This window comes from Flavobacterium sp. 38, assembly GCF_057799715.1.
Map to the genome: position 1 here is coordinate 171358 of NZ_JBYNWZ010000005.1, position 13864 is coordinate 185221.

General features: G+C 33.9%; 16 protein-coding genes. 1 reads left to right on the plus strand and 15 read right to left on the minus strand.

Annotated features, from left to right (window positions below):
- Positions 1-18: 18 nt before the first annotated feature.
- Genes AC3E9W_RS14460 through AC3E9W_RS14470 form a run of 3 tightly spaced genes read right to left on the minus strand, consistent with a single transcriptional unit; the run spans position 19 to position 3225 of the window.
- Entirely contained in the window at positions 19-1284 is a 1266-nt protein-coding gene (locus AC3E9W_RS14460; RefSeq protein WP_306159666.1) for an ABC transporter permease, read from the minus strand.
- Between the two features lie 2 nt (positions 1285-1286).
- Positions 1287-2531, minus strand: a complete 1245-nt coding sequence (locus AC3E9W_RS14465; protein WP_306159668.1) for an ABC transporter permease — start codon at positions 2529-2531, stop codon at positions 1287-1289.
- On the minus strand, positions 2524-3225 hold the full coding sequence (locus AC3E9W_RS14470; RefSeq protein ID WP_306159670.1) for an ABC transporter ATP-binding protein: 702 nt from the start codon (positions 3223-3225) through the stop codon (positions 2524-2526). Before AC3E9W_RS14470 ends, AC3E9W_RS14465 begins: the two co-directional genes overlap by 8 nt.
- Before the next feature lie 178 nt (positions 3226-3403).
- On the opposite strand from AC3E9W_RS14470, the gene AC3E9W_RS14475 reads away from it, so the two are divergent.
- A complete protein-coding gene (locus AC3E9W_RS14475) occupies positions 3404-4810 on the plus strand; it encodes a DUF4403 family protein (RefSeq protein WP_488768879.1) in 1407 nt (468 codons plus the stop codon).
- A 15-nt stretch (positions 4811-4825) separates the two neighbouring features.
- On the opposite strand, the gene AC3E9W_RS14480 is transcribed toward AC3E9W_RS14475, so the two are convergent.
- The 12 genes from AC3E9W_RS14480 to gcvH form a co-directional block, all read right to left on the minus strand.
- Positions 4826-5086, minus strand: coding sequence for a hypothetical protein (locus AC3E9W_RS14480; protein ID WP_488768880.1), 261 nt, complete (start codon positions 5084-5086; stop codon positions 4826-4828).
- Entirely contained in the window at positions 5076-5618 is a 543-nt protein-coding gene (locus AC3E9W_RS14485) for a DUF420 domain-containing protein (protein WP_306159676.1), read from the minus strand. The genes AC3E9W_RS14480 and AC3E9W_RS14485 overlap by 11 nt, the downstream gene beginning before the upstream one ends.
- A gap of 2 nt (positions 5619-5620) precedes the next feature.
- Entirely contained in the window at positions 5621-6307 is a 687-nt protein-coding gene (locus tag AC3E9W_RS14490) for an SCO family protein (protein WP_488768881.1), read from the minus strand.
- Positions 6308-6318: 11 nt separating this feature from the next.
- Positions 6319-6960, minus strand: a complete 642-nt coding sequence (locus AC3E9W_RS14495; protein ID WP_488768882.1) for a hypothetical protein — start codon at positions 6958-6960, stop codon at positions 6319-6321.
- A gap of 79 nt (positions 6961-7039) precedes the next feature.
- On the minus strand, positions 7040-7390 hold the full coding sequence (locus AC3E9W_RS14500; RefSeq protein WP_306159682.1) for a cytochrome C oxidase subunit IV family protein: 351 nt from the start codon (positions 7388-7390) through the stop codon (positions 7040-7042).
- 18 nt (positions 7391-7408) lie between these two features.
- A complete protein-coding gene (locus AC3E9W_RS14505) occupies positions 7409-8392 on the minus strand; it encodes a cytochrome c oxidase subunit 3 (RefSeq protein WP_095927908.1) in 984 nt (327 codons plus the stop codon).
- A gap of 42 nt (positions 8393-8434) precedes the next feature.
- The gene (locus AC3E9W_RS14510) at positions 8435-9019 is read right to left on the minus strand and encodes a cytochrome c oxidase subunit 3 (protein WP_488768883.1); all 585 of its coding nucleotides are present in this window, start codon (positions 9017-9019) and stop codon (positions 8435-8437) included.
- Positions 9020-9021: 2 nt separating this feature from the next.
- Positions 9022-9924 (minus strand): heme o synthase, encoded by a 903-nt coding sequence (cyoE, locus tag AC3E9W_RS14515; RefSeq protein ID WP_488768884.1) that lies wholly within the window; start codon positions 9922-9924, stop codon positions 9022-9024.
- A 157-nt stretch (positions 9925-10081) separates the two neighbouring features.
- Positions 10082-12205, minus strand: a complete 2124-nt coding sequence (locus tag AC3E9W_RS14520) for an energy transducer TonB (RefSeq protein WP_488768886.1) — start codon at positions 12203-12205, stop codon at positions 10082-10084.
- Positions 12206-12224: 19 nt separating this feature from the next.
- On the minus strand, positions 12225-12968 hold the full coding sequence (deoC, locus tag AC3E9W_RS14525) for a deoxyribose-phosphate aldolase (RefSeq protein ID WP_488768887.1): 744 nt from the start codon (positions 12966-12968) through the stop codon (positions 12225-12227).
- A 112-nt stretch (positions 12969-13080) separates the two neighbouring features.
- Entirely contained in the window at positions 13081-13464 is a 384-nt protein-coding gene (locus AC3E9W_RS14530; protein ID WP_306159690.1) for a VanZ family protein, read from the minus strand.
- Positions 13457-13837 (minus strand): glycine cleavage system protein GcvH, encoded by a 381-nt coding sequence (gene gcvH, locus AC3E9W_RS14535; RefSeq protein WP_294782401.1) that lies wholly within the window; start codon positions 13835-13837, stop codon positions 13457-13459. Before gcvH ends, AC3E9W_RS14530 begins: the two co-directional genes overlap by 8 nt.
- Positions 13838-13864 lie beyond the last annotated feature (27 nt).

A 13864-nucleotide genomic window follows, 5' to 3' on the forward strand; every position in this document is an offset into this window, starting at 1 on the left:
TTTATTTTGATTGATAATTTATTCTGATCTTAATGCATCTACAGGTTTAACACTAATAGCGGTCTGCGCCGGAATAAAACCTGCAAGCAGTCCTGAACCTACTAATATTAATAATGCCACAAATACAACTCTCAAATCTACGCTAGGATTCGCAAACATAGTGTCGCTTCCTGGCGGCATGGAATCTAATGCCATATTTAAAAGCGCTATAATTCCTGTAGCAACAGCAATACCGAGCATTCCTGAAATAATGGTTAAAAATATAGATTCTAATAATATTTGTCCTCTAATTGCTGCAGGAGTTGCTCCCAAAGCTCTTCTAATTCCGATTTCTTTTGTTCGTTCTTTCACTACAATCAGCATGATATTAGAAATCCCAATTACTCCCGAAATCAAAACTAATGTTCCAACAAAGTAAGCAATTACTTGCAGAATATTAAACAGACTTTGCACTTTATTAAATTGTTCGTACAAGTCAAAATTTCCTACGGCACGATCATCTGTAGGATTCACAGAATGCAGTGCTTTAATGATTTCTAATATTTTAGGTTTTAATTCCGTTATAGACGATTCATCATTTGCTGTAAGAGCCATCCATCCTACTTTATCGCCATAATTAAAGGCCTGCTGAAAAGTAGTAAACGGAATAAAAATATTTTTTTGATCTTGTTCTGCATTTCCGCCTTGCTGTTTGGATTTATAAACTCCAACCACCATAAAGTTGATACCGTTAATTTTGATATAAGTCCCTACACATTCTTCTTCTTTACCATAAAGCTCGCTAATAACACCTTTACCAATTACAGCTACTTTTCTTCTTCCTTCAATATCCTGCTGATTAACAAAACGGCCTTTGATAATATCCATAGGCTGCTGTTTAATCAATTCTGGATAATCTCCATAAATAGTAAAAGCAGAAGTTTTGGTTCCTCTCACCACATTATTGGTTCCGTTAAAATCTCCCAGTTGATTTCTAGGAGAAACGTACAATAAATCTGGAATCGCTTGCTTTAGTGCAGCCACATCGCTGTTTCTAAAATCATAACGTCGTGTTTTTGGCAAACCTTTGTACGCTTTTGATGTTGTCTGGCTCCACATAAACATGGTATTTGTCGCAATTCCGTCAAAACCTTTTTTCACACCGTTTTCCAGTCCTTTTCCGGCAGCAAGCAATATTACTAAAATGAATATTCCCCAAAATACCCCAAAAGCAGTTAGAACCGTTCTGAAGACGTTTGCTGTTAAAGCCTGTAATATTTCGTCCCAATTATCTTTACTAAACATAATTATTCGTCTCTAAGTGCTACAATAGGTTTAATTTTGGCTGCTCTGTAGGCTGGAAAAAATCCCGCCATAGCTCCCGCAAATACTAGCAGGATTAAAGTGGTTAAAGCCACACCGAAATCTACTTCTGGATTTCTGAAAAATTCGCTTTCTACCATTGGCCCGACGAATTCTAATAAAAGCAGACTTCCTAGCAAGCCCACAAAACCAGCAATTGTCGTGATAAAGATAGATTCGTGAAGAATCATCGAAATAATCGAAAAAGGTGAAGCTCCCAATGCTTTTCGAATACCGATTTCTTTGGTTCTTTCTTTCACAATAATAAGCATGATATTACTCACACCTACCACGCCTGCAATAATGGTACAGATACCAACCCACCAGAAAAAGATTCTGATATATAAGTTTAAATCGTAAAATTGTTTGGCATCTTTAACAGAATTATAAACTCCCACACCTCCATCATCTTCAGGAGCCACCACATTTTTACTCTTTAACAAATCTTTTAAATCTTGCGTAAATTTTTCTGACTGCGCCAGCGCTTCATCATAATTGTCTGTCTTTTTTAAAGTAAAAAACAAGTTGCTAATTTTGTCTCCTCCACCAAAAGTTTTCTGAACTGTAGTTAATGGAAGATAAGCACGAGTCTCTTCTCTTTCTCCTCCCGGATCTGTAAAGACTCCAACTACTTTAAAATTAATGTTGTTAATTAGAATTTCCTCTCCGATTGCATCCTTGTCTTTCAGCAGATCGTTTTTCAATTTCATTCCAATAACCGCCACTTTTGCATTACTTTCTATATCCTTAGCATTTACATAACGGCCTTGAACTATGGTTAAGTTTTCTATTCCGCCATAATCTGGATTTACACCTCTAAACTGGTAACTTCCTGACTCTTTGCCGTAAGCAAAAGGTTGCCCCCAATAATTATTGGTTGAAGCTCTCAAATCTAATTTATCTTCAAATTTTTGTACCGATTGATTGTAATCGCTATTGCGAAATTGAATTTGTCTGCCTGGGTTTAATCCTTTATATTCTTTAGTCGTGGTTCCAGACCAAACCTCAATGATTCCTGCAGCATCACGTTCAAATTGTTTTTCAATTCCGTTTTGCAGACCTTTACCTGCACCGAGAAGAATTACCAAAATAAAAATTCCCGAAGCCACAGAAATTCCCGTTAAGAATGTTCTTAAACGGTTTTTAGAAATGGCCTCAAATATTTCCTGCCAGCGTTCAATATTAAACATAAGACGAAGCTCTAACTTGTTCTACTTTTTTATCATCGATAATTAATCCATCTTTTAGGACTACATTTCTTTTGCACATTGCAGCAATATCAGGTTCGTGTGTAACAATCAAAATTGTTTTTCCTTCGTCATTAATCCCTTGAATCAATTCCATAACTTCATAAGAAGTTTTAGTATCCAAAGCTCCAGTCGGCTCATCGGCAAGCAATACTTTCGGATTCGAAGCCAATGCTCTTGCAATAGCAACACGCTGTTTCTGACCTCCAGAAAGTTCATTTGGCAAGTGATGAACGTGTGTTCCTAAGCCAACTTTTTCCAAATATTTCATTGCTATCTCGTAACGTTCCTTTCTTTTTACACCTTGATAATACAATGGCATAGCAACATTGTCTAATGCGGTTTTGTAATTTATTAAGTTAAAAGACTGAAAAACAAAGCCTAAAAATTTGTTACGATATTTTGAAGCAATTGTTTCGTTTAATTTTTTAATCGGTGTTTTATCTAAAATATAACTTCCAGAATCGGCTTCGTCCAAAATCCCTAAAATATTAAGAAGTGTCGACTTACCCGAACCCGATGAACCCATGATCGCAACTAATTCTCCTTCTTCTATATTAAAATTAATTCCTTTTAACACGTGTAATTCTGAACTTCCCATCTTATAGGATTTGTGTAAATCTTTAATTTCGATCATGGTATTGTTAAATTTTTTAGACAATAATAACGTTTTTATTAAGTAATTTATGATAATAAAAAGTTAATAATTTTGTTACCTATTTTGTATTAGACTTGCTTTTTTACTTATTGTTACACTTTTTTAATAAAATATCATAGTTTTCGTAATTTTACCTTGTCTTAAAAATTCATACTAAATGAAGCTTACTTCTATTATTTCAATGTTTTCGGTGCTTGCCGTACTCACAAGCTGTTCTTCGACACAAAAATTAGAAACCTTAAAACCAGAACCAGATGATGCGAGTCCGCTAGTTTATGACAGCAACCCTTCATTCATCAATCTCCCTATTACAATAAAATTAAATGACATTGAAAATCAGACCAATGCTTTTCTTAACGGATTAATTTATGAAGATTCTAATATCGAAGACGACGATATTGAAATGAAAATCTGGAAACAAGCTCCGATCAAAATTCAAAATGACCCTGCTAATCCTGATAAACGAATTAAAACCATTTTGCCGCTTAAAGCGAATATCAAATACAGAATCGGCACAAAGAAATTAGGAGTCGAATTGTACGATGTGAGAGAATTTAATTTGAACGGAACTATTACTTTATCCAGCGAAACAGCTTTGACCAACTGGAAGCTCAGCACAAAAACTGAATTTAAATCGATCGATTGGAGTGAAACACCGACTATGAACGTTTTTGGCAAAAACATGCCGATTACGTATTTAATAAATCCTGCGATTTCTATTTTTAAAAATAAACTAGAAAAGACAATAGACGAAGCAATAGAAAAATCAATGGATTTTAAACCGAATGTTCTTCAGGCGGTCGAAAAAATCTGCACGCCATTTCAAATGAGCGACACTTATGAAAGTTGGCTTCGCATTGTTCCTGTCGAAATTTATTCTACAAATGCAAAACTTAAAAACGATTCTTTCCTGCTCGATATGGGTATGAAATGCAATATGGAAACCATCGTTGGCAAACAGCCAGAATCTAAATATAATGCTAGCAAAATTGTTCTAAAACCTGTTGCTAAAATTCCTAATCAGATTTCTGCCAATATTGCCGCGATTTCGAGTTATGTTGATGCTTCTAAAATTATGACCAAGAATTTTGCAGGCCAAGAATTTGGCTCAGGAAGCAAAAAAGTAACCGTTAAAAATGTTTCGATCTGGCATAAAGACGGAAAAATGGTTATTGCATTAGACGTGTTAGGATCTATAAACGGAACGCTTTATTTAAATGGTTTTCCGCAATATAATCCGCAGACAAAAGAAATCTATTTCGAAAAACTAGATTATGTTCTAGATACTAAAAGCAAATTGATGCGAACTGCAAACTGGCTTGCACAAGGTTACATTCTAAGAAAAATGGAAGAAAACTGTCGTTATTCAATCCAGCCCAATCTGGAAGAAGGCAAAAAAAGCATGGCTTCTTATTTAAAGAATTACTCCCCAATGCCTGGTGTATTTGTAAACGGAAAAATTGAAGATATTCAGTTTGATAAAATTCAATTGACCAATCAAGCCATAATTGCTTTCATCAAAATAAACGGGACGGTGAATGTTTCGGTAAACGGACTTAAATAAAAAAAAGCAGTGTAATTACACTGCTTTTTTCTTTTTAGAATACATTCGATAAATCAAATATCCGATTATTAATACCAGTAAATACGGAATTACCATTAAGTAAACAATTCCATCATTTACTGCTTCAGCTTTTTTAGTATTAGAATCTCCTCCTAAAGCCGCACGGCACATAGCGCATTGAGCGTTTGCAGAAATTCCAATTAAGAAAATACAAATTCCAAAAAACAAAGTTTGTGATTTGGATTTTGTGATTTGAATTTTATTTTTAGTGTACATAATATGGCGAAATCATTAAGTAAACCACTACTCCCGTTACAGCCACATACAGCCAAAGCGGAAAAGTGATTTTAGCTATTTTTCTGTGTCTATCAAAACGCTGTGCAAGCGCTCTTACATAGGTGATTAAAACAAGAGGAATAATAGCAATTGACAATAAAATATGTGTTACAAGAATAAAGAAATAGATATAACGAATTGCGCCTTCTCCACCAAACTTCGTAGAATCTGAAGTCATGTGATACGCAACATACATTACCAAAAATGCAACAGACAATGCAATAGCCAAAGTCATTAATCGCTCGTGAAGTTTTTGTTTTCCATTCTTTATAGCCAAAACAGCCACAACCAAAACTACAGCTGTAAAACCGTTAATTGTAGCATAAATTGGAGGCAACATTGATAATGGCTCAACATTATAACCGAAATCTTTAAGTTTAACTCCAAACAAAATTGCCACAACAACCGGAATTACAATTGAAACCGCAATAATGAATTTATTATATTTTTTCTCTAAAGTATTATCTTCCATTTTTATTCTTCTAATAAAATTTTAATGTCTTGCTGAATATCTCTTACTCCTTTTTTATCTAAACCATCATAATAGATACTCGGATTTCCAAATTCGTCTTTTCTACAACGAATATTTCCATCTTTATCAATTAGAGCAAACAAACCAGAATGTTCAAATCCGCCACTTACTTTATCATTTTCACCAGCATAAAGATTAAATCCTTTATTAGATAAATCCATAATTACGTTTCTATCTCCAGTCAAGAAATTCCAGTTAGAAGATTTAACCCCAAGCAGTTTTGCATGATCTTTTAAAACCTGAGGCGTATCGTGTTTTGGATCGATTGTAATAGAAACAATTCCAAAATTCGGATTTCCAAAAAAAGTCTTTTCAATCTCCAGCATGCTCATGTTCATCTTTGGACAAATAGACGGACAAGTTGTAAAGAAGAATTCTAAAACATATACTTTTCCTTTATAGGTTTCATTTGAAATTTTGACATTATCCTGATTCGTCAATTCGAATTTTGGAGCTGGTCCAATTGTCAAAAGTTTAGCTTCTTTTGAAGATTTGGCTCCCACATTATCCAAACGGTTTCCTTTTACAACGTCTCCGTTTTTAACTCGATCAACAATTTTAGGAATGGCGTAAATCCCAAAAATCAGAATGATAAAAGAGATTCCTATATATGATTTGTTTTTAAACATTATAAATGATTTTAAAGTTGCTTTGTAGCGTTGTGATTCTTCTTTAAAGCTGCGCGGTATTCGTATAAAATGATTTTGAAGTCATCCAGCATTTCATTACTCAACTCAGACGGGTGAAAGGTGTCATATCCCTCTTTATAATCTTTTTGTTCTTTTCTTCCTCTAAGATTTCTTTCTTTATCGATAATGTAAACATTAGAAGTTCCAAGATTTTCATTTAATTTACCTATCAAATGCAATCCATCATAAAACTTCTGGATTTCTTCTTTTGAAGCAAATACGAAATTCCAATTTTTAACATCTGTAAATGGAGATAAAGCATCAACTATTTTTTGAGCTTCTTTTTCAGTTCCTATCGGACACAGAACCACAAACTGAAGATCTTCGAACCCGTTGTAACGTTTATAGATCTTTTCATTTAGATTAAAATAATTCCCTCTATTTTCCAGAATATTGGTGCCGGCAAAACCTAATACGGTAATCTTTTTATCTAGGGAGATTTTTTTTCCATTTAATGAATTCCAATCTCCAAAATCAGGCACTTTAGATGTTATTACAGGAAGAGTTGTAAAACTATTTACACCAGAAGCAAAAAACAAATATGCTACAATTGGCAATACAAAAAGTACAAAGAGAACTATATTTTTTTTCATTGTAGTAACGGAAAGTTATTGAGGTACAAAAATAAAAAAATCCCGATGTTATCGGGACTCTTTTCGAATTAATATCATGTTAAAAATTCCATTTAATAGTAGAATCTTTAAAAACCCCATAAATATAATGTCCTTCTGTTAACAGAATAAACAATAAATATAAAACTAGGAAGATAACAGGAGAAACTACAGACCATCTAAGGCTGCTTTTTTCACCTTCCATGTGCATAAATGCCCATACAATATAATAAGCTTTGAAAATTGTTAGGATATAGAAAATCCAGTTTAACAAATTCAAACCAACAAAATGTGTAAATTCTAATGACGCAGGTTTGTAGATACCTAAGATAACTTCAACCGTAGTTACTAATGAAAGTAATCCGAAAACAAACCAGATTCTTTTTGTATTTGATACGTGCTCGTGTGACATAATAATTAAATTCTAAAATTAAACTAGGTAGAAAACTGTAAATACAAATACCCAAACTAAATCTACGAAGTGCCAGTATAATCCAACTTTTTCAACCATTTCGTAGCTTCTTCTCTTCTCGTAAGTACCTAATAATACATTAAAGAAAATAATGATATTGATAATAACTCCAGAGAATACGTGGAATCCGTGGAAACCTGTAATAAAGAAGAAGAAATCAGCAAATAATTTATTACCGTACTCGTTTCTGATCAAGTTAGCACCTTCTACAACATATTTAGCAGTTGCTAAATGTTTTTCAGACTCTTCTCTTGATAAGATTGTTTTTTTCTTTTTATCTGTAAGTTTTTCTGTTCTGATTAAAACTTCTGGATGAGCTTTAAAACCAGCCTGAACTTCAGCAACTGTGTAAGTTGGTAAAGACTGTGCATCTTCCATAAACCAAGTTGAATGGCTTCTTGTTAAAGCTTCTCTTTGTTCTGGCAATTTAACAGCAAAATCAGCTAAAGCTACTCTTTTACCATCTTTATCCACAAACTGAAGTAAACTTCCTCCAGCTGTTTCAACTGCACCGTACTCACCTTTAATGAAGTTTTTCCATTCCCAAGCTTGAGAACCAACGAAAATTAAACCTCCAATAATAGTTAAGAACATATAAACTGCAACTTTTGTCTTTTTCAATTGGTGCCCTGCATCAACAGCTAGTACCATTGTTACAGAAGAAAAGATCAAAATAAAAGTCATTAAAGCTACATAATACATTGGAGCCGCAACACCATGCATAAATGGGAAGTGAGTGAACACTTCATCAGCCAAAGGCCAAGTTTCAATAAATTTGAATCTAGAAAAACCATAAGCTCCTAGAAATCCAGAGAATGTTAAGGCGTCTGATACGATAAAAAACCACATCATCATTTTACCATAACTTGCTCCTAAAGGCTCATTGTGACCGCCTCCCCAAGTTTTTTCGTCGTTGTTTGCAGTAGTAACTGTCGCTCCCATAAAAGATATTCGTTAAAAAGTTCCCAAATTTACGTTTTTTTCTTATTTAAAGAAATATAAAAATAAAAATAAATATACCCATAATAAATCCAAAAAGTGCCAATACATCGCACCTAGCTCTATGCCAAGAGTTTGAGTCGAATTGTATTTTTGTTTAAAATGATTATAAATTATAATTAAAAGTGAAATTAATCCGCCAGCTAAGTGCAACAAGTGTGTAACTGTTACCACATAAAGAAAAGTTGTAGTAATTGAGCTACCTTCTCCTGTAAAGTAATACCCTTCTGCAACGATTTGTCCAAATCCTTGAAATTGTAATACCACAAATAAAATCCCTAAAGCCAAAGTTCCAAGAAGCAAGCTTGTAACTGCGCTTCTATTGTCTTTCTGAATGGCTTTTTTTGCCAGATGAAAAGTAACACTGCAGGCAATAATTACTGCTGTACTCCAATAGAAAGCCGAAGGAAGCTCAAAATTCTTCAACCAGTCTGCTCTTGATTTACTTACTACAAATGCACTTGTTAAACCAGCAAACATCATGGTCATACTAACCATCGCGAAAAGCAGAATCAGTTTTGCTGATTTTGATTTCCTTACTTGCTCTTCTGTTTTCAATATCATTTCCATAACTATCTTAAAAATTTATCTACTATAAATACAATTTGTAAAAGCGAAATATAAGAAACGCTCACTAACATTAATGTTCTTGCTGCTTTTGCAGTTCTTAGCTTATACAGACGAACTGCATAAAAAAGCATCCAAATCCCTAACAGAAACACTAAGACCGCTGCAATTGGAGAAATAAACAGTTGCCCTGTAAAACCTAACATAGGTAATAACGATGCTATTATAAGCCAAATTGTGTACAATATAATCTGTAATGCAGTGCCTTTATCTTTTTTACCTGTCGGAAGCATAAAAATTCCTGCTTTCTCATAGTCTTCATACAAAAACCATCCGATTGACCAAAAATGAGGAAACTGCCAAAAAAATTGAATTAAAAATAAAGTTCCCGCCTCAATACCAAACTCGCCAGTTGCAGCTACCCAACCCAGCATAAACGGAATTGCCCCAGGAAAAGCTCCAACAAAAACAGATAATGATGTAACTGTTTTTAAAGGTGTATAAACGCTTGTATATAAAAATATAGAAATTGCAGCAAACATTGCCGACTTAGCATTTATTGTATAAAGAAGCGCAATACCAATTATAGTAAGTAGACTTGCTACTAACAAAGCCACTTTAGGAGACATACGTCCAGAGGGAACCGGACGGTTTTTGGTGCGATCCATTAAAGAATCAATGTCTTTTTCGATTACCTGATTAAAAGCATTTGAAGCTCCAACCATACAGTAACCTCCTATTGATAAAACTAGAAGAACACTCCATTTAAAAGGATGATCAGAATCTACTCCTAATAAATATCCAGCAATAGAAGAAAACAATACACTAATCGCCAGACCAGCTTTAGTAATCTCTTTGAAATCTAGAAATATTGATTTGATTGATAATGTATTTTTTGCAGCGTTCAATACCGTTGTATTTTGTGTATTTTTTTTGAGTGGTGCAAATGTACAAATTAGATTGTAGAATATAATCCTATAAAATTAGATTTTTTTCAATAAACCCTTTACAAATTAAGATCTCAGCATTCTTTAACACTATTATTTCGAAAAATCTTATTAAAAACTAGTAATCAAAATACCAATTGAAAATATCTGAACGTAATCCGATGCTAAACCAAGTGGTACTTTGCTTAAAAGTTGTTGCTGTTTCTTGTGTTGGGTCAAAATTTCTGTAGATTAAACTTCCAAACAGCTTCAAATTTGTCATCGGATTAATTAAATACCCTCCTTGAATATCTGCAATAAAAACATTGGTTTTATTTCCCTGTCCAATTTTTACGCCTGTATCATACGGACGGTTTACATCATAACTTTTATAAATATTTCCTCCGTAGTTATAAGAGTCCTCTGCTGTGTCAAAATCCAAACCTCGCGTTCCCATTGTCAGCTTTGCATCGGCAAGCCAGCGTCCTTTGTGGTATCTTGCAATAGCAATAAGCTCTTGGAAGTTTCCGCCCCATTGGTGCCCAACGCTTTGATTATTATGTCCGTAATTTGTAATAACAGCACTGTGCGAGTATACATAAGGACGCACGCTATTCAATTCGACCTGTACTAAAAGATCTTTTACGTTAAACGCATTGAAATATTTTGCTCCAAGCTGAAATCCAAATTTATTCTTCCAGCTTTTATTTCCTGCTCCAACATCAGAAACAGAAAATTCATCAATCAAGAATTGCGAATAAAGATTTATGCTATTATTCCATTTGTATTTACCTGTTATTCCTAAAAGAGCATTTCCGCTTCTAGATGAAGAACCAAATTCTACCGCTCTGTAAAAAATAATCGGATTCACAAAATTAGCATCAAAACCTCTGTTGTTTGTATTGGTCCAAACTACAGATTCGAAAAAACCTAAATTCAATCTATTAGACACATTCCAGCTCAAATAATGATTGGCCATAAATTTTGTGGCGTAGGTTCTTTCGGCAGTTACTTCTGGACGAACGTCTTTCATCCACATATAGGTATTGGTATATTTAATTTTCCAAAATTTGGTATTCAATTTAAAATACGGATACGGACTTGCTCCATCGCTTTCCAATAAAGAACGGTAACCATCACCAATAAAATTTCGTCCATAACCTAACTGAAAGTCAAAAATTTTGCCCGGCGCAAAAGTTATATTCGCATCTGCTAAAGGAAAATCATAAGCATCTGTTTTGAATCTTTTGGCAATTCCAACTCCTGGAATTATCGCTGGATTTCCCCCAGATGGTTTAATAGATTCTGCGTAATCATTAAAATATCCTGCAAATCTTCCCTGACTTTCAAAAAATGTAGTCGTAAAGTTGATCTGCTTTCCTAAACCTCCTCTAAAGTTTAACGCTCTAGTATTCACGTAAGTGTAAGATGCATCAATATCTGAAGCTTTTCCTAATTGTAAATCTACAATCGGATTTAAAGCAAACCAATAATCTTCTCCTTGTATCTGCACTAGATTTTCATTCCACCATTTTCTGCCCAGCCAAGTCGAAGCTTTTTTCTGCAATGACTCGTTAACTGCTCTTAAATTATAATATTTGGAAACCTCAGCATACGTGTAAGGCTTAGATGCCGTGTGGTTATTTATCCCCACCTGATTCATTTCAGCATCAAATTGCGAGTAATAACTATGAGAAAATGGGATATTTAAATGACTTTCAAATTCTGGATTATTGTATTTTTTGTACACAATGCTATCCAATTCCGTCATTGGTTTTTCAACAGGTTTTAAAATTTGTGCCGCCGCCAAAGCCTCAGCCTCAAGCTGTGTCGCACTTTTTAGCGGAATATCAATAGAAATAGTATATTTAGAATACGTCGGTTTTCCGTTATAAGTTGAAGGTTTTATTTTTGGAAATTGTCCAAATACCCTTTTTGCTTCTTCAGACAACTCTTCGGTTTCTGCAGAAACATAAATTACTTTAAATTCTCCTTCAGCATTTACTTCAAAAAGCAATTTTACTGCTCCCTTATAATTGTTTTCTTTTAATTTTTGAGGAACTTGAAAATTTGCAAACACAAAATCCTGAACCTCTTTATAAAAACAGTTTTCTAATTTTTTGCTTTCTAAATTTTCGCAGTTAGGAAAAACGGGAAACATTTCTGCTGTAAAACCGGGCTGGACTGAAGAATTGCCCTTTTGCTGAGCAGAAACAATGAAGAATGAAAAGGTTAAAACAAGGGGCAAAAAAAACTTATTCACTTAAGATTTGGGTATTTATTTAATATTGATTTGGGGAAATTTCTCCGTTTGCAATTGCTTTTGCAGCCGAAGTACCGATACGTTTCACTCCTAAACGAATCATTTCTGCTGCTTCTTCAAATGAACGGACTCCGCCGGCTGCTTTTACAGAAAGTGGCGAAGCATTTTCGAGCATCATAATTATAGACGGAACTGTTGCTCCATTTGGGACATTATCATCTGTTTTATAAAAACCTGTAGAAGATTTTACATAAACAGATTCAAAATCATCTTCTTTAAAATTAGATACTACAACATGTTTTATTAAAGCAGATATCTGAATAATTTCTTTATCTGTTAGGGCCGCAACTTCAATAATCCATTTTACTGTTTTATCATTTGCCAAGCCTATCTGGGTTCCAATTAAGATTTCTTTTTTTACTAAATCAAGATCGCCATTTTTGAATGCTTCATAGTTACAAACAAAATCCAAATCGTCGGCTCCATTTGCAATAGCTTCATTTGCTTCTTTAATTTTGCTTTCAAGACTTGACTTCCCTTCTGGAAAATCGATTACAGTTCCTACTAATAAAACAGAATTGGTCTCAACAATCATTTTCTTAGCCAGCGCAACATATTCTGGGCGAATCATAATTAGTTTAAAGCCTTCTTGAATAGCTTCGGCAATTGCATTTTTGACCACAATAGTATTTTCTGCTTCCGAAAGACCAGCTTGAGATGCAGTTTTTAAATACGTCGAATCTAAATATTGCTTTACATTCATTTTGTTTGAAGTTGCAGAAAACCAGCACAAAAGTACATTTTATATTGATAAAATAAAGCTTTTTAACGGCTTGATTTTCTTGTAATAAAAAACCCACCGAAGTGGGTTTCAATTATATTTTATCGATTTGCTTTTTAAATCCTATTGCAGAAAAAACTGCTACAAAGGCTCCAAGCGCATTTGCTAGAATATCTGTAACATCTGCAGTTCGCGTTACTGTCAGAGCATTTTGGAGAATTTCGATTGTAATTCCAAAAAAAACAGAAAATATAAACGAAATCAGATACGCTTTATAATCATCTGCATCTTTTCCTTTTAATTCTTTTTTGAAAAACAAAATCCAAGAAATTGTAAATCCAAAATGAAAACAGAAATGTACAATTTTATCAATGCTTGGAAAACTAACCGCTGGTATATTACTAGAATCCGTCAGGCAAAAATAAGCAATGATTCCAGAGCAGATAATTGCCCAAATTAATAATAGTTGTTTAGGCACCGATTAATTCTTTATAAGCTTCATCAGACAATAAAGAATCGATTTCTGATGCATCAGCAATTTTTATTTTAATCATCCATCCAGCTCCATAAGGATCAGAATTTACAGTTTCAGGAGCACTTTCTAAATCTTCATTAAAAGCAATGATCTCACCTGTTAATGGTAAAAATAAATCAGAAACTGTTTTTACAGCCTCAACAGTTCCAAAAACTTCATCTTTTGAAAGTGTCTGATCTAAAGTTTCTACCTCAACATACACGATATCTCCTAACTCTTTTTGTGCAAAATGAGTAATTCCTACAGTCGCAACATCTCCTTCGATGCTAACCCATTCGTGATCTTTTGTGTACTTTAAATTTGCTGGTATGCTCATAATCGTTGTGTTTGAAAATTGATTGTT

Excerpts from the sequence above, each read along its gene's own strand:
- AC3E9W_RS14460 (WP_306159666.1), bottom strand. The coding sequence starts at position 1,284 with ATGTTTAGTAAAGATAATTGGGACGAAATATTACAGGCTTTAACAGCA.
- AC3E9W_RS14465 (WP_306159668.1), bottom strand. The coding sequence starts at position 2,531 with ATGTTTAATATTGAACGCTGGCAGGAAATATTTGAGGCCATTTCTAAA.
- AC3E9W_RS14470 (WP_306159670.1), bottom strand. The coding sequence starts at position 3,225 with ATGATCGAAATTAAAGATTTACACAAATCCTATAAGATGGGAAGTTCA.
- AC3E9W_RS14475 (WP_488768879.1), top strand. The coding sequence starts at position 3,404 with ATGAAGCTTACTTCTATTATTTCAATGTTTTCGGTGCTTGCCGTACTC.
- AC3E9W_RS14480 (WP_488768880.1), bottom strand. The coding sequence starts at position 5,086 with ATGTACACTAAAAATAAAATTCAAATCACAAAATCCAAATCACAAACT.
- AC3E9W_RS14485 (WP_306159676.1), bottom strand. The coding sequence starts at position 5,618 with ATGGAAGATAATACTTTAGAGAAAAAATATAATAAATTCATTATTGCG.
- AC3E9W_RS14490 (WP_488768881.1), bottom strand. The coding sequence starts at position 6,307 with ATGTTTAAAAACAAATCATATATAGGAATCTCTTTTATCATTCTGATT.
- AC3E9W_RS14495 (WP_488768882.1), bottom strand. The coding sequence starts at position 6,960 with ATGAAAAAAAATATAGTTCTCTTTGTACTTTTTGTATTGCCAATTGTA.
- AC3E9W_RS14500 (WP_306159682.1), bottom strand. The coding sequence starts at position 7,390 with ATGTCACACGAGCACGTATCAAATACAAAAAGAATCTGGTTTGTTTTC.
- AC3E9W_RS14505 (WP_095927908.1), bottom strand. The coding sequence starts at position 8,392 with ATGGGAGCGACAGTTACTACTGCAAACAACGACGAAAAAACTTGGGGA.
- AC3E9W_RS14510 (WP_488768883.1), bottom strand. The coding sequence starts at position 9,019 with ATGGAAATGATATTGAAAACAGAAGAGCAAGTAAGGAAATCAAAATCA.
- deoC (WP_488768887.1), bottom strand. The coding sequence starts at position 12,968 with ATGAATGTAAAGCAATATTTAGATTCGACGTATTTAAAAACTGCATCT.
- gcvH (WP_294782401.1), bottom strand. The coding sequence starts at position 13,837 with ATGAGCATACCAGCAAATTTAAAGTACACAAAAGATCACGAATGGGTT.